General features: G+C 37.4%; 13 protein-coding genes. 3 read left to right on the forward strand and 10 right to left on the reverse strand.

Going from position 1 to position 20,909, the window contains the following annotated elements:
- Positions 1 to 293: hypothetical protein (locus tag F6K27_RS22860; RefSeq protein WP_287278468.1), on the forward strand; the 293-nt coding region annotated here is incomplete at its 5' end.
- Positions 294 to 312: 19 nt separating this feature from the next.
- On the opposite strand, the gene F6K27_RS22865 is transcribed toward F6K27_RS22860, so the two are convergent.
- The 4 genes from F6K27_RS22865 to F6K27_RS22880 form a co-directional block, all read right to left on the reverse strand.
- Positions 313 to 729: a secondary thiamine-phosphate synthase enzyme YjbQ gene (locus tag F6K27_RS22865; protein WP_124144267.1), complete on the reverse strand. Its 417-nt coding sequence runs from the start codon at positions 727 to 729 to the stop codon at positions 313 to 315.
- A 48-nt stretch (positions 730 to 777) separates the two neighbouring features.
- Positions 778 to 2,448: a mechanosensitive ion channel family protein gene (locus tag F6K27_RS22870; RefSeq protein ID WP_287278469.1), complete on the reverse strand. Its 1,671-nt coding sequence runs from the start codon at positions 2,446 to 2,448 to the stop codon at positions 778 to 780.
- A gap of 42 nt (positions 2,449 to 2,490) precedes the next feature.
- Positions 2,491 to 3,594, reverse strand: coding sequence for a glycosyl transferase (locus tag F6K27_RS22875; protein WP_287278470.1), 1,104 nt, complete (start codon positions 3,592 to 3,594; stop codon positions 2,491 to 2,493).
- Between the two features lie 243 nt (positions 3,595 to 3,837).
- On the reverse strand, positions 3,838 to 4,014 hold the full coding sequence (locus tag F6K27_RS22880) for a hypothetical protein (protein WP_287278471.1): 177 nt from the start codon (positions 4,012 to 4,014) through the stop codon (positions 3,838 to 3,840).
- Positions 4,015 to 4,287: 273 nt separating this feature from the next.
- On the opposite strand from F6K27_RS22880, the gene F6K27_RS22885 reads away from it, so the two are divergent.
- Complete coding sequence (locus F6K27_RS22885; RefSeq protein WP_287278472.1) at positions 4,288 to 4,611, forward strand: FeoA family protein; 324 nt, start codon at positions 4,288 to 4,290, stop codon at positions 4,609 to 4,611.
- 711 nt (positions 4,612 to 5,322) lie between these two features.
- Here F6K27_RS22885 and F6K27_RS22890 read toward each other — a convergent pair.
- The gene (locus F6K27_RS22890; RefSeq protein ID WP_287284563.1) at positions 5,323 to 10,728 is read right to left on the reverse strand and encodes a LamG domain-containing protein; all 5,406 of its coding nucleotides are present in this window, start codon (positions 10,726 to 10,728) and stop codon (positions 5,323 to 5,325) included.
- A gap of 1,729 nt (positions 10,729 to 12,457) precedes the next feature.
- Positions 12,458 to 14,563 carry a M3 family metallopeptidase gene (locus F6K27_RS22895; protein WP_287278474.1) on the reverse strand — a complete coding sequence of 702 codons (2,106 nt, stop codon included), beginning with the start codon at positions 14,561 to 14,563 and terminating at the stop codon, positions 12,458 to 12,460.
- A gap of 79 nt (positions 14,564 to 14,642) precedes the next feature.
- On the opposite strand from F6K27_RS22895, the gene F6K27_RS22900 reads away from it, so the two are divergent.
- Complete coding sequence (locus F6K27_RS22900; RefSeq protein ID WP_287278475.1) at positions 14,643 to 14,774, forward strand: hypothetical protein; 132 nt, start codon at positions 14,643 to 14,645, stop codon at positions 14,772 to 14,774.
- A 1,213-nt stretch (positions 14,775 to 15,987) separates the two neighbouring features.
- On the opposite strand, the gene F6K27_RS22905 is transcribed toward F6K27_RS22900, so the two are convergent.
- From F6K27_RS22905 to F6K27_RS22920, 4 genes are all read right to left on the reverse strand, one after another.
- The gene (locus F6K27_RS22905; protein ID WP_287278476.1) at positions 15,988 to 16,752 is read right to left on the reverse strand and encodes an HAD family hydrolase; all 765 of its coding nucleotides are present in this window, start codon (positions 16,750 to 16,752) and stop codon (positions 15,988 to 15,990) included.
- Between the two features lie 267 nt (positions 16,753 to 17,019).
- Entirely contained in the window at positions 17,020 to 17,643 is a 624-nt protein-coding gene (locus tag F6K27_RS22910; protein WP_287278477.1) for a TetR/AcrR family transcriptional regulator, read from the reverse strand.
- A 34-nt stretch (positions 17,644 to 17,677) separates the two neighbouring features.
- The gene (locus tag F6K27_RS22915; RefSeq protein WP_287284560.1) at positions 17,678 to 17,866 is read right to left on the reverse strand and encodes a hypothetical protein; all 189 of its coding nucleotides are present in this window, start codon (positions 17,864 to 17,866) and stop codon (positions 17,678 to 17,680) included.
- A 452-nt stretch (positions 17,867 to 18,318) separates the two neighbouring features.
- Positions 18,319 to 20,909 (reverse strand): hypothetical protein (locus tag F6K27_RS22920; protein WP_287284558.1); only part of this gene is annotated, 2,591 nt, incomplete at its 5' end.

Below are 20,909 nucleotides of genomic sequence, written 5' to 3' on the forward strand. Positions count from 1 at the left end.
TGTGGTGCGATCGCACCACACCCTCATCTATTCTCAATAATGGTTCTCTTTTAGTGGAAGTATTCTTCAGCTTATTCGATAAGTCCATCTCTATATATAGCTTTCAGCTACCTTGTCACCCCGTGAGGTGCCAACTATATAATAAGTATTCAACCGGATTTGATATAATTGGGTCGCGCAACCCCGCCAGGAAATGGCGTTCTGGTTTTTGGAGGCTTGCTCAAATCCCCTACTTCCCCTCCTGGATCCCCTCCTGGGAGGGGCGGGGGTGGGTTGGGTTAGGGGTGGGTTAACTTCTGAATTCTGACTTCGTTAATCTCCACTAATATGAATTACTAAGTCTCGGGTATGACTACGTTGACGATGTTCCCAAACATAAATTCCTTGCCAAGTACCTAATACTAATCTGCCATTATTAATCGGAATTTGTTCTGAAGTATGGGTTAAAACACTGCGAATATGAGCAGGCATATCATCAGGACCTTCAGCACTATGAATATAATGATAACCTTCTGGCACTAATTTAGAAATAAAGTTTTCTAGGTCAACTAATACATCTGGGTCGGCATTTTCTTGAATTATTAAGCTGGCGGAAGTATGGCGTAAAAATAGATTACATAAACCTGTTTTTATCCCTGATTTTGCTACACTTTCCTGTACTTTAGGAGTAATTTTTAACAGAGACTTGCCGGAGGTATTTATTTGAAGTAATTGTTGATAGTGAGTCATTTTATTTTTGGTCGGATATATCTTGATTAAGGCTAATAGATAACTTTACTATTGATTTTTGCGTAGTTTAACCCGTAGAGGTTTTAAAAATATTGGAATAGGTTGATCGTTACTCAGTGTTATATGATTAACCACCCTAAGTTCAATATTTGCTTCTTCAAAAGCTTCTTTGATCATTATGCCTAAGACTTTCTGAATAATTAAATGTTTTCCAGGTTTAACTTGTGTAACTACTTCGATTAATATTTGATTGTCAGAAAATTCTTCTACTCCTTCTATTATTGTTGGTTCAATTATGTCTTCTGAATAATTCTCTAGAAGTTTCTTTCCAACTTTTTCTATAATTTCATTGACTTGACTCATCTTAACTTGATAAGGAATTTTCAGCATGACCACTGCATTACTGTAGCTAGAGTGATTAACTATATCTTTAACATCACGATTATGGATAATATAATTTTTATCTTCATAATTAATGCGAGTTGTTCTTAATTCTATTCCCGTAACAAAACCACTTACACCATTTATCTCTACAAAATCTCCTACTAAGTAATAATTTTCAAACAAAATAAAGAAACCTGCAACTATATCTTCAACCAGACTTTGCGCTCCCATTCCAATTGTTAAACCTAAAATACCTACACCTGCTAGAATAGGAGTCGGGTCAATTTTAATAGTATAAAGAATTGCTATACCTGTACCAAAGTAAATCAGGTATTTTGTACAACTTTGAAATAAAGGTAAAAATGTCTCTCGTCTCTGTTTAGATAAATCATCTGTATCACTCTCACGCAGTAGTACTTCTTCTAGTAAAAGTTGACCAATTTCTTGCACAACACGACTCATAAATATAATCCCAATTATTTGCAAAGATAAAAGACCATAAGGAGCTAAACTAGCAATAAAATCAACTTTTTGAACTACTAAAGTAGCTGTAGTAATATAGATTGCATATTCAAGACATCGTTTGGCAAGAGGAATTAATTTACGTAGGCGGTTGTAGATCCGCACAATATTTCTTTGATCGGAATATTTCTTGCTAACAGCATCCAAAGTTTCAATAACTGTTGTATTAGCTTTAGTAAATAGTAATCCCATAATAATAATCATATAAATCTGCAAACTTATATATAAATATTTGACAATTACTTCTGGGAATACCATAATTTGAGCTGATATAGTAACATATAACAGCCAGATAATATTATTAAAGTTACTCTTGAAAAATTCAAATAATTTTTCAATACTGGCGTCATTGGCAGTGATTTGATCGACGTTTTTTGCCCACTCTGTTAACCAAGTTATAAATTTTTTTATATATGGAATACTCCATTTAGTTAAAATTAGTATGCCCAAGATTTTTAGGACTCTAATTCCTATAACTAGCAAGTAATTAAAGGAAATATTTTTAATCAAATAAGTTTGGTATTCGATTAAATTTTTTCCTTGATAAATAAGCCATCCATTAATTCCTGCCACTAATAGACATAGTAGTAAACAACTTACAGTTAAGAATATCTGAATATTTTGGTAGATAAATTCAACCTCTTTTTTCTTGTTTTTGACTGATGGTATTTGTATTAATTGTTTATATGCTCTGCCGAAAACAAATTTAATTGCTACAAATAAACATATTATAAATACGATTTCAACTCCAGTTCCAATGATACTGTTCATATCAATTTCAATGAAGTTATTAATATTAATTTTAGGGTTCATAATTGTTTTCCTTGAATAAAATAATTGGACAGTTGAAAATAATTATTGTAAATAATCTACAACAGCTTGAGCGATCGCTTCACTACCATTTTTATCTAATTTTTCAGATTTACGAGGTGGTTGTAAGGGTCGTCTGAGAAATTCCCAATCACCATCAAAAAATTCTGTTGGAGGTAAAATTTGATGATAACTATAATCTTGAATACCTTCTAACAATAACTTTGATTCGGCAAAACCTTCTCTGACTAATGACAAAATAGGTGTTTCTAAACGTAAAGCTTCAGCAAAGGTGCTATACCCTGGTTTAGAAATAATCCTGCCACAAATCGGCATCAAATCTACTGGGCGAATATTTGGTGAATTTTTATCTATTTTTTCAAATTCTTTTCTGACATTTATTAGATTAGGAAGTTCAGGGGTATTACTATCAAATGTAATAAATTGCCAGTCAGGAAAACGAGAAATATTTTGATAGGGAATCTTCTCTAAACCTAAACCGCCAAAAGTAAGTAAAATAGTTTTTTCTTTGTCTGTATGAATATTAAATTTTGCTTTAATTTCTTCTGGTTGATAACGTGGAGTTCCCCCAGTTAAACCCACATCAAAAACATTAGCAAAAGCACTCATGGGTTCGTGGAGTGGGAGGCGAAATAAACGGTCACACTCTCCAAAACATTCACCAATCCAATCAGCAATTTTAACAAATTCACCACCCCAAGGACGATAAATAAAATCCCAGCCAAAATTACTCAACATCCAACCAGGAATCTCAGCAGTTTTAGCAATTTTAGCAGCAATTGGCGGAATATCTGCTAATAATAAATCTACTCGATTTTGCTTAAGAAAATTTACTTCTCCAGCAATAATTGACCGTTCTTTACTCCGAATTTCTTTCAATTTTTCTAGAGTAGTTTGTTTATCCATTGTGATACTATCTGATTGAATTACTCCCACATCAAAAGCACGGGGACGATAAATAAAATCACCAGAAATATAAGATTCTAGTAACCAACGGGGAGCAGTTGTCACCATAATTAATAAAACATCTGGACAGATTTTTTGTACTAGATTGGCAACTGATGATATACGGACAGCATGACCAAATCCATGGTTAGTAATAGCAATATATAAGGTAGGTCGAGGCATGGGATTTTTTCAATTAAAGATTAATACTATAGCAATTCCCAAAAAGCGTGAGGTACAAAATTATAGGTTTTAGGCAACAGGCAACAGGCAACAGGCAACAGGGAAGAAAGATAAAAGTACCTCACGCTTACTGAGAAACGCTATATCCTATAACAAATTTCTATAGCATTCATTAGTAATATGCTCATAAAAAGTAAAGTATTTTATTATAATTAGAGCGCTATTCAACTAAAATATTACCAGTTATGTTTTTTTTTCTAAAAAAGCTAATTTTTTTGTAATATCAATTTTGAGTAAGAGGCTGTTTGTAAACAAAAAATTAAGTGGGGTTTGTGGTGGCACACTTACCATTTCTGGAATCATTGTCGGTTTTACACCTAACCCACCATGTGCTGTGGGATAGTGCTTTATGTAACACACTTCACACCCTACGCGATCTAATATTTATTTGATAAATATTCTCTAATAGGAGTAGAAAATCCAGAAAAAAACTTATTGATAGTTTCAAAAATATCCAGTCTACATCTGGTCAGATTTATATTAAAAATTTCACAAATAAACCCAATTATCAAGCATCTATTCTTTTAGTAGAACATACTTTGATTAACCCTAATAATATTTTTTAATATATTTGAATTATCAAAATATTGAGTAATACTTCACAGTCATAAAGATAAAAATACTAATTTTAAAATGTTGTCTAATCATCCAGAAAAAATAATTTTTGACGCAGAAAATAAGCAAGATTTAGATAGTAAAACTACTACACAACTGATAGATTTATCTTATCTAGATATCCAAATTCCAGCAATCATTAAAAGAATTGAAATAGATACTTATGGTGAAATATTAGTCAAACGTCTTAAAGCTATGGGAGTTGTGCCAGAAAAACAAATAATGGTATTACGAAAAAGTTGCTTTTGCGGACCACTTCATATCAGAGTAGGTATCAGTACAGAATTAGCAATTAGGAGAGAAGAAGCAAAAACAATTTTTGTAAAACCGCTAATTTTATAAACGAAGGCAGAAGGCAGAGGGCAGAAGAAACAATTCCCTTTCCTAGTGCAGGATAGCGGAAATAGCATAAGTGCCTCCTGCCTTCTGTCTTTCCTGATAACTGTTTAACCGGATTTGATATGAAGTACAGATATTATAGCGCTACGCTCTAGGGAACAGGGAACAGGGAACAGGGAATAGCAAACTGTAAAAGAGTTTTAGGATTGAAAAATGTCCTAATATCAAATTGGGTTAAACAGTTATAGAATCGTTAACTCCTCCTGAATTAACTCACCCCTAACCCCTCCCCTCCTGGGAGGGGAAGTCAGGAGGACCGAGTCAGGAGGAGAGAGAATTACAAAGATGAGGGTAGTTATGACGATTGGAGAATTTTTTTATGTCCAATAAAACAGATTTGATATAACCAATTTTTGTAGCGCTATAACAATTAAATTTTCCCAGTTCAGGCATCTTGCCCGCTATATATAAATCAGGCGTTGGTGAATTATTGTATGATATTAACCTTAATTACTTAGGAGTCAGGAGAAAGAAATGTGCTTTTTGGTCAATTCAGTAAAGACAATATCTCATCTTGCCATTCAAAGAATTACTCTTAATTTACCTAAATTACTGATTTCATACCTCCAATCACCAATGCCATAAATCAAAAGGGGCAGCCATAAAATGCTACCCCAAAAAAATCGATCGGATGCCCTTTGAGACTACAGCTATCTAACGATAAAAGTTGTTGACCCTATTTACCATATTATTCTTGATAAATAAAACCGCTACATCCCAATAGCGATCGTCTGTATCTTTAATATCGCACTTAATTTTCCATTCTTCATCCTCAACAACAGGCATGATCGTCAATGCTGAAGCTTTGTGTTTTTGCTTTGCTCCGGAATTAAATCCGGCAATAACTGCAGTCCATTCTGACGCTGAATATCCAGTTTTGATTGTGGGATTACCTTTGACCTGATAAATCCGATATTCCATAGGTTTTTGGGTAGTATCAGTTTCATCAGTCGTTGATGTGGTGTCTGTTTCACCAGTCGTTGATGTAGTAGCAGGTTGATTTACTTTCATTAGTTCGTTAATTTCCTCTTGAGATAACACTCGGTCATAAATTCGCAGATGAGCAACTTTACCCTCATAGAACCCATAACCACAACCCAATTTAATTTGAGTAATTTGACTTAATTCTTGATCTTTACCTGTAACAGTTTGCCACAGATTACCATTGAGATAGATTTTCATCTCACCGGTAGTAATATTCTTTGTAAATACCCAGTGATTCCATTTACCCTTAAAATCAGAGACTTGAGCTAATTGTTCAATTCTGTCAAAAGAAGAGGTTTTATTTCCACAATCAAAGTATACGGTACTGTCTGACCACGGTAAGTGAATATTAACTACCCTGTTATTAGTTTTATCTTCTGCTAACAAAATAGAGCTTTGTTTGGGTAGAGACTCTCCGCCATTTGCCCAAAAACTAATTGTGACTTCATTAGTTTCGGGAATAGCGGTTGGGGGTAGTTCGATATAATCATCTACTCCATCAAAACCTATACAATCGCCAAAGTTAGGGTCAGCTATGACTTCAGCACCATAAACTTTGCCATTGAGTGTTCCGTCTGAAGCATCAACTACTTCTTTTTCTTTTGCTGAGTTTTCTATTATTTCATTGAGCGGGAGATGGAGATGTAAACCACTATTTATATCTATAGGTTTAGAAGTCTCATCCGTTGTTGATGTGCTGTCGGTTTCACCAGTGGTCTCAGTCTCATCCGTTGTTGATGTGCTGTCGGTTTCACCAGTGGTCTCAGTCTCATCCGTTGTTGATGTGCTGTCGGTTTCACCAGTGGTCTCAGTCTCATCCGTTGTTGATGTGCTGTCGGTTTCACCAGTAGTCTCAGTCTCATCAGTTGTTGATGTGCTGTCAGTTTCACCAGTGGTCTCAGTCTCATCAGTTGTTGATGTGCTGTCAGTTTCACCAGTGGTCTCATCAACTGTCATCAATTCGTTAATTTCTTCTGGAGATAATACTCGGTCATAAATTCGTAGATGAGCAACTTTACCATTATAAAAACCATAACCACAACCAAATTTAACCTGAGTAATTGAGCTTAGAGGATTTTCTTTACCAACACCACTTTGCCACAAACTACCATTAAGATAGATTTTCATCTCACCCGTAGCCACATTCTTGGTAAATACCCAGTATGTCCATCGATCTTTAAAGTCACTTGCCTGGGATGGTTTTTCGATACGGTCATAACTATTATCAGTAGTAGTTGTATTTCCACAATCAAAGTATACGTTACTATTTGACCAAGGTAAATGAATGTTGACTACCCTGTGATTACTTTTATCTTGTGCCAAGATAATAGAATTCTGATTAGGTAGAGACTTGCCGCCATTTGCCCAGAAACTAATTGTAATTTCACCAGTTTCGGGAATAGTTGCTGTAGGAAGTTCGATATAATCCTTCGTACCATCAAAGTTGATACAGTTGCCAAAGCGATCGTCTGCTACAACTGTTGCACCATTAACTTTACCATTGAGTTTTCCTGCTGATATATCAACAACTTCTTTTTCTTTAGCAGCATTTTCGACAATTTCATTCAATGGCAGATGCAGTTGTAAACCACGATTAATATCCATAGGTGGAGGAGTTCCATCCACTTTCATACATTCATTAATCTCTTCAGGAGATAATGCTCGGTTATACATCCGCAGATGCGACATTTTGCCATGAAAAAATCCATCTGCTGACCAGTTACTATCGCCAATATAATTTTTAGTGCGATTAAGATTATTAGGTAGATGTACTAAACCACTCTGTACTTCTTCACCATTCTTATATACTTTGCCACTACCTGACCCATCAACGGTTACTGTTAAATAAAGCCACTGGTTCAACTCTAGCATTCCATCCACTTTAATCCTGTTTCGAGTAGCACCTTGATAAACATCGAAGACTAAATTCTGAGTAGTACTTTCATTCGCAAACAGAATGTTGTTGTTACCTGGACCTTTTCCAAAATCAATAATTCTCGACCAACTCTTGAAACTGCTATAGTGTACCCAAGCTTCGACAGTCAAACCTTGTGAATAGTCAATATTCATTTCTGGCATTTGGATATAATCATCCACACCGTCAAAATTTAGACAATTGCCAAGTTTGGAGTCTGCTACAACTATTGGTTTTCCATTGACTTTGCCATTGAGTTTTGCTGGAGAAACATCAACAACTTCTTTTTCTTTGGCTGCATTTTCCACTATTTCATTCAGTGGTAGATGCAATTGTAAACCACGGTTAATATCAATAGGTAGAGGAGTTGCATCCACTTTCATGCATTCATTGATTTCTTCAGGAGATAACGCTCGGTTATACATCCGCAGATTTGACATTTTGCCCTGAAAATATCCATCTGTTGACCAGTTACTTTTACCAATATAGTTGTTAGCGCGATTGGTATTGTTGGGAAGATTGATTAACCCACTCTCTACTTCTGTACCATTCTTGTAAATTTTAGTCTTCCCCGAACCATCAACTGTTACTGCCAAATGTAGCCATTTGCTCAACTCTAGCTTTCCATTTGCTTGTACCCTGTTGGAAGTTGTTCCTTTAAAACTATCGAAACATAGATTGCTTGTTGTGGTTTCGTTAGCAAATACAATGTTGTTATTTGGAGTACCATTGCCAAAGTCAATAATTCTTGACCAATGCTTAAAGCTGTTATAGTGTATCCAAGCTTCGACAGTCAAACCTTGGGAATAATCGATATTCATTTCTGGCATTTGGATATAATCATCCACACCGTCGAAGTTTAGACAATTGCCGAAACGTGAGTCGTCTAAAATTTTGGGATTACCATTAACTTTACCCTTGAGTTTTGCTGCTGAAACATCAACAACTTCTTTTTCTTTAGCTGCATTTTCGACAATTTCATTCAGTGGCAGATGGAATTGTAAACCACGGTTAATATCTATAGGTGGAGGAGTTCCATCTTCTTTCATACATTCATTGATGTCTTCTGGAGATAATACTCGGTTATACATCCGCAAATGAGCCATTTGCCCCTGAAAAGCTTGGTTAGCAGCAAATCCTCCTCCCAGCTTATCTTGATCTTGCCCTAATACCAATGCTCCTCCAGTGGCAATTGGATTTCCTTGACTAATGACTTTAGAGTGTACTTCTTTTCCATCTTTGTACACTTTAAATTGTCCATCGCTACTTTGCCAAGTAATTGCTACACAATGCCATTCACCATCGTTGAAAGCAACTCCCGTACTATACCACTTGTTATTAACAGTGGGTGTGATATTTTTAATGTTGTATATTTGAAACTCGTTATACCTCTGTGCGGAAGATTTTGCGTATGAGATAACTGTACCTTCTTTCTGTTGGTTGTTCGATCTAACCCAACATAATACTGTCATTGCTTCCGAGGGAAAGTTGGGCATGGGATTAATGATCACATAATCATGATTCCCATTAAAGTTTAAACAATTGCCAAAGCGTGGTTCAGCTACAACTGTTGCACCATAAACTTTACCATTGAGCTTTCCTGCTGAAATATCAACAACTTCTTTTTCTGATTCAGCATTTTCCACTATTTCATTCAATGGCAGATGCAGTTGTAAACCACTATTTATATCCATAGGTGGAGGAGTTCCATCCACTTTCATACATTCGTTAATTTCTTCTGGTGATAATACTCGGTCATAAATCCGCAGGTTTGTCATTTTTCCGTGAAAATATCCTGTTCCTGACCAATTACTTACGCCGATATAGTTTTTGGTTCGATTAACACTATTGGGGACAGCTACCAACCCTCCCCCTACTTCTTGACCATTCTTATAAACCTTGGCATTTCCTGACTCATCAATTGTTGCTGTTAGATGAAGCCACTTACTTGCTTCGAGTATCCCTTTTACCTCAATAGCTTTTCTGGTCGAACCAACAAACACAACTAATAATCCATCATTTGTTGTAGTATGATTCCCAAAAATGATATTGTTTTTACCAGGACCGTTAGCGAAATCAATAACTCTTGATTGGTACTTGAAACTGTTATAATACACCCAAACTTCTACAGTAATACCCTTTGAATAGTCAATATTCATTTCCGGCATTTGGATATAATCATCTACCCCATCAAAACTTAAACAGTTACCAAAGTTTGAGTCGGCAACAATTGTTGCACCATGAACTTTGCCATTGAGTTTTCCTCCCGAAATATCAACTACTTCTTTTTCTGATTCAGCATTTTCCACTATTTCATTCAATGGCAGATGCAGTTGTAAACCACTACTTATATCCATAGGTTTAGTTTCAGGCATTTTGCTAATTGGACTTGTAGAGGTAGTATTGCTAGCAACATAAATATCATGTAAATCATTAGGTATTACACCTTTAATCTTTTTTTGTTTAAAAGTAAGGGTAATAGATGTATAACGTTGGTCGCTCGGTAACTGAAACAAACCTAGACCCGTATCTGTGCCAAAAGAAGTACCTGGGTTGGGTGGAGTTGGGCAAAACTCTTGTTTACCTTGAGAGTTTTTACCAGAGATAGTTTGAGTCGCTGCATCTAGGAATACACGAGCATTATTTCCTTGGCCAAGAGTGCCACTGTTGAATAATTTCCAGTCAGTTAAATTTAGTGGACTACCATCTAGAGTTGTTGCTGTGACTTTTATGGTTGTATATCCAGCTGCAGTACCGTTGAAAAATCTTGATATGGCCAAATATGTGTCACCACAGGTAGCGCCATCAGTTGCTTTTGAGCCAGTTAGAGAAGCTTTGTAGTTACTAAAATCTAGAGTAACAGAATAATTATTTTCACGTCCTATAGTCCTGATTTGAGGCATAGTAACAGTGATACCTTTTACTTTACCTGTTAAGCTAAATTTATTCTCTATTTCCCCAGATAGGAGGCGGTCTTCTGTAATGGGGGTATCTCCATTTGGCTTTCCTTTCCAACCACGGTCATTATAGTCTATTTGATTGTAGGTTATACCTATTGTACCTCCTAGACCATCAGAGATTTGCGCTGTTTGGCCAAACCCTGGATACTTATAGTCGGTAGTATCCCAAAAGGTGAGGTTTTTAGTAGCGACTTCAGACATTATAATGCTCCTTATTTATTAATTAATCGGCAATTTCTAGCGACACTAATCATTCTCTGATTGTCTTTAAAAATATACAATCCAGATATTTTTTGGCTTCTGTCTATAAACAAGTATAAGGTAAGCATTCAGCTATTAGTTGTCAGCTATCAGCAACAAGACTCTCTCCTTAAAGACAGTGTTTAAATTAATATAGACTTTAAGAGCAAGGGAGCCAACTTTTGTAGTAAGACAATTAATAAAGCTTTGATCGTTAACTAAAAGCAATAGCTGATAGCTAATAGCTGATGGCTGATAGCTGAATGCTTACAGTATAAGTTTTTTGATGCACAAGCTAAACATTTCTTAATAATACATTTTACCACTGATGAAATTATCCATAGAGTTAAATTTTATTAAGGATTATTGCTAAATTTTTGGTAAGGATTCAGGTCAGGCCAATTTGTTATAAAGTCCAATATTTCAACGATAATAATGGCCTACTTTAAGCTGATAAAATCAAAAACTTTCTATCATTAAATGGTTGACTATATCAAAAAAAAATAATGAAATTGATATTAATTCGTAAAGTCGATATAGGTTGTTCTTGAAACTAGCAAAATTAGGATTGGCGTTGGTAAAGCGCGTGTATGATATTAATCTTAATTACTTACCGAGAAATTGTGGGTATGCGCCTCCCCTTTTCAGGGGAAAAAAGAAAAAATTTTTCATGATTAGTCAATCCTCTTCTTTTCAAGGAGAGGTAATAATTAATAATTAATAATTAATAATTAATTATTAATTGTTGAACACCCCTAACCCCTCCCAGGAGTGGAAAGACCGAGTTAGTAGGAAAGAAAGAAGAAGAAACAGGAGTAGAAGGATAAAGTTTTTTGGTCGCGTAAAGGTCATGGACTTCTATCGCGCTCTTATCCGGACATGATATCATACCTCAAATTACCAACACCTTAGGATTAAATATATCAATATTCCTGATATTAGATTATGCAAAATATCAAACTGCTAGTTGCTGCAAGACAATACAAAAATATGCTCTGAATCTGTATTGCCTTTAATCAATAAATAAGGAATTTATTTGAGGCGATCGCTTATTTATTTATAAAGAGTAAATTTGAATTTATCAATATAGCCATTATGAACAAATAATATATTTTTATAATTAAATGGTTGACAGTTACTCAAGTCAATTCCTTGACCAAGAGTTGTACTTCTAACATAAGTTATAATACATCCTGACTCTATATAACGACCGATAATTACTGATAATACTGATAATAAAGTTGGCGTTGCATAAATGTGGGATGATTTTAATAGTTTTGTGGAATTGGCATCTTGCCCGTTCCTGATATTTTCCCGTTCCTGATATTTTCACTCCTTGGACAGAAAAATTCTTTCCCTCTACTGCCTACAGCAAAGCTGCCTATGTGTGGAGGAGATGTCTATTAGACATCTGGTAAAAATCCCAAATCAAATCAATTATCACACATAAATTATCAATTATTTCCCCTCCCAGGAGGGGTTAGGGGTGGGTTCCCTACTGCCTACAGCAAAGCTGCCTACTCCCTCTATAATATTCATCCGGCCTCTCAGCAATGCCCAAAAAGGAATACAGGTACGGGAGCAAGATGCTCCCACTACTGTGCCTCGTAACAAACATTCGTACAGAAAAATTCTTTCCCTCTACTGCCTACAGCAAAGCTGCCTATGCGTGGAGGAGATGTCTATTAGTTTACACAGCAGCGATCAAACCACTATGTCTCAACAAAGGTTCAGTATTAGGTTCCCGACCTCGGAAAGTTTTAAACACCTCCATCGGATGCAAACTACCACCTAATGCTAATACTGTATCTCGAAAACGTTTACCACAAGTGGCGATCGCTACTTCATCTTCTAAACCAGCTTCTTCAAAGGCAGCAAAAGCATCAGCACTCAATACTTCTGCCCACTTATAACTATAATAACCAGCAGCATAACCCCCAGCAAAAATATGTCCAAAGGCACATAAAAATGAATCTTCTGGTAATGGAGCTAATACAGTAGTAGTTTTAGCGATGCGGTTACGCACATCCATCACTGTTTCCTCACCACCTGGTTGATAACGGTGATGTAGTTCAATATCAACTAAGGCAAAGTGCAACTGACGTAACATCCCACTGCCACTCATATAATTTCTGGCAGCCAAAAGTTTCTGATAATAATGTTCTGGCAGAGTTTCCCCTGTTTGATAATGTTTTGCCATTCCAAATAATGTGGCGCGGTCGTAACACCAGTTTTCCATAAACTGACTGGGTAACTCCACAGCATCCCACTCTACATTATTAATACCAGCAGCTCCTGCATAGTCAACCTTTGTCAACATATGTTGTAAACCATGACCGAACTCATGGAAAAGAGTTTCTACCTCACGAAAAGTCATCAAACTAGGTTTACCATCTACAGGTGGTGTTTGGTTGCATTGCAAATAAGCTACTGGCAAACGCAAAGTAGTTTGACCATTTTCCACAAGTTTGGCGCGAGTGATACATTCATCCATCCATGCACCACCCCGTTTTTCTGCTGGGCGACTATAAGCATCAAGATAGAAGTAAGCGATGGGTGTATTTTTCTCATCACTAACTTGGAAATAACGCACATCTTGATGCCAGACTGGTGCTTCCCCATCAGCAGCAGTAATATTAATACCAAATATCCGTTTGACTAAAGCAAATAACCCATCAAGAACTTGGGGTAGTGGGAAATATGGTCGTAACTCTTCGGCAGTAAAAGCAAATTTTTCTTCCCGCAGTCTTTCCGCCCAAAAACTGGTATCCCAATGTTTTAGGTCATTTGCCTCTAGGGCATTTTTACTGGCAGCAAATTTTTTCAATTCTTCTAGGTCTGTAACTGCAGCATCATAACTCACACTGCGTAGCTCTTCTAATAACTTTTCCACTGCTTCCACACCCGGTGCCATTTTACTAGCAAGACTCAGTTCTGCATAACTATTAAAGCCTAAAATTTGAGTTTTTTGTTGACGTAGCTCTAAAATACGTTGAATTAAAGGATAGTTGTTTAACTCCCCACTAGAAGCACGACTAATAAAAGCTTTATATAGTTGTTCTCGTAACTCCCGTCGTTTGCTGTGCTGCATGAAGGGAGCAAAACTGGGATAGTCGAGAGTGATGCGCCATGGTCCGCTTTCTGGAGTTGCATTTTCTGCTCCAGCATCTCTGGCACCTTGAGCTGCCAAACTTAATAAACTGGGAGGTAAACCATCGACTTCTTCTTTGTTTGTCAATGTGAGACTAAAAGCTTTTGTGGCATCAAGGACGTTATTGGAAAACTTTGTAGAAAGTTCTGCTAATTCTAGTTGAATGGTGTTGAAACGTTCTCGCTGTTCCCCTTCTAAACCTACTCCAGAAAGTTCTGCATCTCTGATAGCAGCTTCAACTATGCGTTTTTGTCCTGAATCTAGATTTTGCCAACTATCACTATTGTGTAATTTTTTGAAAGCTTGATAAAGAGGTTGACTTTGGTTGAGTTTATTAGAAAATTCTACTATTTTTGGTTGTACTTCATCATAAGCTTTTCTGAGTTCGGGACTATTTTTTACTCCCATTAAATGCCCTACTATTCCCCAACTCCAACTTAAACGGTCTACTAATTTTTGTATGGGTTCTACTAGGTCATTCCAAGTAGGTTTAACTGTGGCTTCTAAGTTTGTTAATTCTTGCTCTAATTCTGTTAGAAGTTCTGTCATTGTAGGGACTACATCTTCTGGTTTAATCGATTCAAAAGGAGGTAATCCTTTACCATTTAATAATGCTTTATTTGTAACTGTAGCTTGACCATTCATAAGCAGTTTTTCTTGATATCCCAATCATCTTTATTTTTGGTGTTATATTATTGTAGCTTAACTGAGCAAAAAATCGGCGTTGGTGAAGCGCGTGTATGATATTAATCTTAATTATTTAGGAGGACTGAGTCAGGAAGACCGAGTCAGGAGGAAAGAAAGAAGGAAGAAAGAAGAGGAGGAAAAGGAGAAAGTTTTTTTGATCGCTAATTAGGGCTTGCTGATTAAATCTAAAAGTCTTTACATATAAAGGTTTTAGCCTTTTTAAGTATCAAAAAGTACGAGGTTTTAGGTGGTAATGGTTCAAAAATGAGCGGATTTTGGTCAAGAGTTGGGCAGAAAAATTAAGGGACGATTCTTGCTACTATCTCCTCTATAATTCCCATTTCTCCTGACTCGGTCATCCTGACTCCTGACTCCTCCTCTTACCGAAAAATTGTGGGTATGCGCCTCCCCTTTTAAGGGGATAATAAAGAAAAATTTTCATGATTAGTCAATCCTATTCTTTTCAAGGAGAGGTAATAATTAATTATTAATTATTAATTGTTGAACAAAAGACTTCCATCAGCAAACCCTAATTATCCGGACATGATACAGTATTTAATTCACTTGAATATTAATCGATGTATCAGTAATATCATGTCCGTTAGTATTGTTCGTGTAAAACAGGACTTATATAGAATCCGGTTATATAGTATATGTTTATAACTATACTTAAAGCCTTCAATCTCCCCTACTCCCCTACTCCCCCAACTATATAATAAGTGTTCAACCGGATTTGATATTACGCATAATATCATGTTCCCCCTCCGGGGGAGCTACGAATTGCGGATAATCAGTTATAATAAAATTTAAGGGATCCGGGTATCGACAGTACCAAACAAATACTTAAATTATCAATACCCCCAATACGAATATTTGTTCTTTTTCTCCAATATTTCCTCCTGACTCGGTCCTTCCCCTCCTGGGAGGGGGAGGGGCGAGGGGTGGGTTGACTCCTGAGGACTCACAACAGTCATTTATAAGTATTCAACCGTTAGCGTAGCTCCCCCGGAGGGGGAACATGATATAAGGTACGAAAAATTAGGATTTGAGATTGCTTTCCTGTCGGTCGCAATTACGGAAATACTTTGTATAGCGCTGTGCGCAGACAACAGGCAACAGCGGTGCGACCCCGCGACGACGCCAGTCGCAAGGGAATGCGCACCAAGAGAGGCAACAGGCAACAGCTCCGGAAGGGGGAATAAAAAACCTATAATATAAGACTTTTAGCTATTGGACACCTCTTGTAATTTGTAAATATGCCAGCGCACATTGCTATACTGCGTAAGTCCGATAAAAGTTAGCGTGAATATCTACAAGGAAATTTAAGTTTTTTCTAGCTTTTAACCCTTCTTCCTTCTTCCCTTTTCCTTCTTCCTTCTTCCTTACCTGAAGTTGATAATATCGTCTATTAAATTCATATCGATATAAGTTTTACCTTTAGCATCTCCAGCAATGACAGTAAAAGATTTATCTGGTTCTCCTAAATGATTTAAAACTAAAGTTGCACCAGTAAAATCTTGATTTTGCGTATAATCATTAACTGTAACAATTGTTTTTAATCCTACTGTCAAAGCAGCTTTTAAACCATTATCTGAATCTTCAAATACTAGACAATTATCTGGTTGAAGATTCATTTTTTCTAACACATAATAATAAATATCTGGCGCAGGTTTTTTTTGTGGAACTATGTCTCCTGCTGCAATTATTTCAAACCATGATAAACTTTCCTTGCCCAAAGTATTTTCTAATAATGCAGTTACATTTTGTAAAGTGCTAGTAGTAGCGATCGCTAACCGTATTTTCTGATTTCGTGCCTCTGCTAATAATCTTTTTACACCCAAGCGCAATGGAATAGTTCCTGTTGCTAATAACCTTTGATAATATTGAGTTTTCATGGCGTGCAGATTATAAATTAATTCCTGGAGTGGAATAGATGATTTAAACTCTGGTTGATACCTACTAATATAAAAGTTGATACGTTCTTTGCCACCCGCTACTTCCAACAATTCTCCGTATAACGAAACTGACCATTCCCAGTCTAACCCTGCTGTAGCAAAAGCCTGATTAAAAGCTATTCTATGGCCATCTCGCTCTGTATTTGCCAAAGTCCCGTCAACATCAAATATTAAGGTAAACAGTTCAGTCATTTAATTAAAAGTGTGATAATAAATAATGATTATACTTTTAAGTTGATTTTATAACCTCAACAGAAGATCCACTTCATTAGACATCTGCGATAATAGAAAATAAAATTAATTATCTCACTCTTATTCATCAATTCTTTCTCCCTACTCCCTACTCCCTAGTGCAGAATGGCAGAAATAACTAACCAGTTACAAAATCCTAAAAGCCTTACCAATCAATACTTTTAACTTTTGACTTTTGACTTTTGACTTCCGCGTAGCGGCATTAACCTAAGCACTAATTCCAAAAGTGATAAAAGTTACTAGACGTTCTACAAGATCGTCAATTTCCTCACTAGAACTTTTTTCACTCAAGGGTTCTAATGGCTCAATTTGATTGAGAACTCGGATCAACATCGCTATCACAAGATCGAGTTTCCATTCTAATTCCGTTGGAGATTGATTCGGAAGCACTTTCTGCATTATATCTAGAAATCTTTGGTGAGTTCTACTAAATTCTGCTTCTGCTAGTCTCTGAATTGGATGGGGTTCCGTGCGACAACGGCCCATAAATTTGGCATGAATTAGACATTGCTCTGAGCTATCCTGAATTATTTGTAGTGGTGGGGTAATTACAGCTGCTAAAATTTCTGCCACTGAAGGGAGGTCTTCAGAGTCTTCCAGAATTGCCAGTTGTCGTAGTTGTTCTTCAACAATGGGTTGTGCTACTCGTTGAACTGTTGCGATAAATAATTCTTCTTTTGAACCAAAATGATAATGGACTGCAGCCAAATTCACATCTGCCTCTCGAATTATGGCCCTTAGAGAAGTTCCAGCAAAGCCTAGAGAAGCAAAAAGTTTCTCAGCAGCATTAAGAATTTGCTCTTTTGTATCAATAGTTGAATTCTTGCTCATTCAGTCGTGTCTATGATTTGCTCGACATTTTAGTCTAACACCGAGAAGTCCATTTTGACTGTATTAGCTGCTCCTGTAAATATCTATTCGGTAGTCCTGCATGGTAATGGTGAGGATATATATTTTTTAATTTTTCCCACACTCCCCATCCCCCCATCTCCCCAAATTCCCCTCCACCGGAGGGGAAGTCAGGAGTCAGGAGGGAAGAGAATGCGCGAAACATTTGCTCTTGGATGAAGATGAAAATTTTTTTTATACCGAATTAAGCGCATTTGATATCACCATCCCCCCAGATGTCTGTGTTGGCCTGCTGATTGACCATCTCATATCGGTGTTGCTGAAGCGCGTGTATGATATTAATCCTAATTACTTAGGAGTCAACCCACCCGCGTGCCCCTCCCAGGTTGGTTGACTCCTAAGAAATATCCTAGCTATTTGTAGCAAATATTTATTAATTTGGTATGACTCCTACCTGAAAAAGATTTATACCAATGCTACCGAATTTGATATCATTAGAGTTCGGATGAGAAGTATGACGTGGATTGACTAAAAAACCAGCGATCCCAGCGATCAAAAAGAGTTTCACAGAAATTACTTCCGTGAAACTCTTAAAGCAATTCAATTCTTAACTTGGATTAAACAGCTAGATTTGCTATAAACAAATGTCTAGAAAGCCTATCCAAGAAAATGAACACCAGAGATGTCATTACCGTTCAATTCAGTAAATAACTCCTCAAATGTGCCTGATGTTGAAACACCGAGATTATTAGGATTGAAGGCAAACACATCTTGATTTTTACCCGATACACCAGGTACATTAAAGTTGCCAGTAGTAGACAGGAGTAGTTGCTCTCCATTGATACCGATCGCATCAAGATTTTCACTACTGTCGCTAAGTTCTACATCACTACCGTCGAATTCGACAGACCAACTTCCACTGGTGTTACTGCCTAAATTATTAGGATTGAAACGCAGTATATCTTCATCTTGACGGCTAACTCCTGATACATTAACGTTCCCTTGGGTGGAAATTAGAAGGTCTCCAGTAAGAGGATCGACACTCAGACCATCAATATCTTCACCATTTTTCTTTAAACCAACATCCGAACCATCAAAATATAACTCGAAAGAACCGTCGGTGTTGTCTCCAAGTGATGTGGCAGTGAATTTTACAATGTCAGAGTCATCTACATTTCCGATACCACTTATGTTTTTAGTATCCTCGAAAGAAAGTAGAATCTCATTGTTGCCAATCACCTCAAAGGCATTAATCTTAACACCTCCAAGACCAACATCTGAACCATCGAAGAACTTACTGTAACTCTGGTCAGCTACATTATATTCAACGATGTCTTCTGGTGTGAAACTAATTCCATCTAGGGTTTGGTTATACTTTAAACTAAACAGTACAGAATTTTGACCTGGTTGAGGATCGGGTTCACCATTAACATAGTGACTCGGATCGGAATCGTTGACACCATCAGCAACAACAGTTCCTATATTTTGGTAAATACCACTTTCGACCTGCTGGAATTCTAGCTTTTTGACCTTGAATCGGTCGTCGGGAGTGTTGTCGGAGGTAGAAGCAGCAATGACCAGCACATTACCAGCCACTTGCTGGTTATTGATATTTGCCCATCGTGAACTTGATTCACCGTTATTGTCTTGTGTGAATTCAAGACTGTTTAAGAACCCATCATCCAAGGTGTTGTGGTTATTGAAGGCATCAGTCTTTGAACCTACCCAATAAGTGATATCACTGTCAGCTCCCACGGAATCTAGGAATGTGCGGTCAATCACTACATCTTCGGAGAATTCAAACAAGATGTAGTTATCCCGACCGACGTTGTCTACTTTATGTCGATCGTTACCTCCGTTACCTTCTGAGGTATCGGTGACTCCTAGTCCACTAGAGAAAGCACCCAAGAAGGCTTCGCTCCAGTTTCCGCTATTAGTGCGGCTGAAAGCACTAGCTTTAACTGATACATCACCAGCAGTAAAGGTGCGAATGTTGCCATCTTGACCATCTAAACCACTGTTGCCTGTTAAATTAAAGGTTTGGGTTTGGCCCCCTGAACCTGTGAGGTTTTGAGCTGTTCCCGTCTTTTGGTAAGTCCACATCTCATCAGGAGCTAAGGTGTCATCCCCATCCCCTTTGTTAATGATGTTGGTAATTGTGCCTTCCTGGTCGTCAGTTACCTGTATTTCATTTTCGGCAAAGGATACATTACCAGTGTTGGTCACTTTATAAGTCCAGGTCACAGTATCGCCAGGAGCGATTTCTGGTGCATCCTCTGGTGCGTCAGCATCTACTCCGTTGGTAGACTTTTCAATTTCGATGCCAGGATTTTGAGGATCGGGTTCACCATTAACATAGTGACTCGGATCGGAATCGTTGACACCATCAGCAACAACAGTTCCTATATTTTGGTAAATACCACTTTCGACCTGCTGGAATTCTAGCTTTTTGACCTTGAATCGGTCGTCGGGAGTGTTGTCGGAGGTAGAAGCAGCAATGACCAGCACATTACCAGCCACTTGCTGGTTATTGATATTTGCCCATCGTGAACTTGATTCACCGTTATTGTCTTGTGTGAATTCAAGACTGTTTAAGAACCCATCATCCAAGGTGTTGTGGTTATTGAAGGCATCAGTCTTTGAACCTACCCAATAAGTGATATCACTGTCAGCTCCCACGGAATCTAGGAATGTGCGGTCAATCACTACATCTTCGGAGAATTCAAACAAGATGTAGTTATCCCGACCGACGTTGTCTACTTTATGTCGATCGTTACCTCCGTTACCTTCTGAGGTATCGGTGACTCCTAGTCCACTAGAGAAAGCACCCAAGAAGGCTTCGCTCCAGTTTCCGCTATTAGTGCGGCTGAAAGCACTAGCTTTAACTGATACATCACCAGCAGTAAAGGTGCGAATGTTGCCATCTTGACCATCTAAACCACTGTTGCCTGTTAAATTAAAGGTTTGGGTTTGGCCCCCTGAACCTGTGAGGTTTTGAGCTGTTCCCGTCTTTTGGTAAGTCCACATCTCATCAGGAGCTAAGGTGTCATCCCCATCCCCTTTGTTAATGATGTTGGTAATTGTGCCTTCCTGGTCGTCAGTTACCTGTATTTCATTTTCGGCAAAGGATACATTACCAGTGTTGGTCACTTTATAAGTCCAGGTCACAGTATCGCCAGGAGCGATTTCTGGTGCATCCTCTGGTGCGTCAGCATCTACTCCGTTGGTAGACTTTTCAATTTCGATGC

The sequence above is a fragment of the Okeania sp. SIO2F5 genome, assembly GCF_010692685.1.
Classification (GTDB): Bacteria; Cyanobacteriota; Cyanobacteriia; order Cyanobacteriales; family Microcoleaceae; genus Okeania; species Okeania hirsuta.

What these genes read in the sequence shown, in the direction of transcription:
- F6K27_RS22895 (WP_287278474.1), bottom strand. Translation starts at nt 14,563, where the DNA reads ATGAATGGTCAAGCTACAGTTACAAATAAAGCATTATTAAATGGTAAA.
- F6K27_RS22885 (WP_287278472.1), top strand. Translation starts at nt 4,288, where the DNA reads ATGTTGTCTAATCATCCAGAAAAAATAATTTTTGACGCAGAAAATAAG.
- F6K27_RS22910 (WP_287278477.1), bottom strand. Translation starts at nt 17,643, where the DNA reads ATGAGCAAGAATTCAACTATTGATACAAAAGAGCAAATTCTTAATGCT.
- F6K27_RS22865 (WP_124144267.1), bottom strand. Translation starts at nt 729, where the DNA reads ATGACTCACTATCAACAATTACTTCAAATAAATACCTCCGGCAAGTCT.
- F6K27_RS22870 (WP_287278469.1), bottom strand. Translation starts at nt 2,448, where the DNA reads ATGAACCCTAAAATTAATATTAATAACTTCATTGAAATTGATATGAAC.
- F6K27_RS22905 (WP_287278476.1), bottom strand. Translation starts at nt 16,752, where the DNA reads ATGACTGAACTGTTTACCTTAATATTTGATGTTGACGGGACTTTGGCA.
- F6K27_RS22915 (WP_287284560.1), bottom strand. Translation starts at nt 17,866, where the DNA reads ATGTTTCGCGCATTCTCTTCCCTCCTGACTCCTGACTTCCCCTCCGGT.
- F6K27_RS22875 (WP_287278470.1), bottom strand. Translation starts at nt 3,594, where the DNA reads ATGCCTCGACCTACCTTATATATTGCTATTACTAACCATGGATTTGGT.
- F6K27_RS22890 (WP_287284563.1), bottom strand. Translation starts at nt 10,728, where the DNA reads ATGTCTGAAGTCGCTACTAAAAACCTCACCTTTTGGGATACTACCGAC.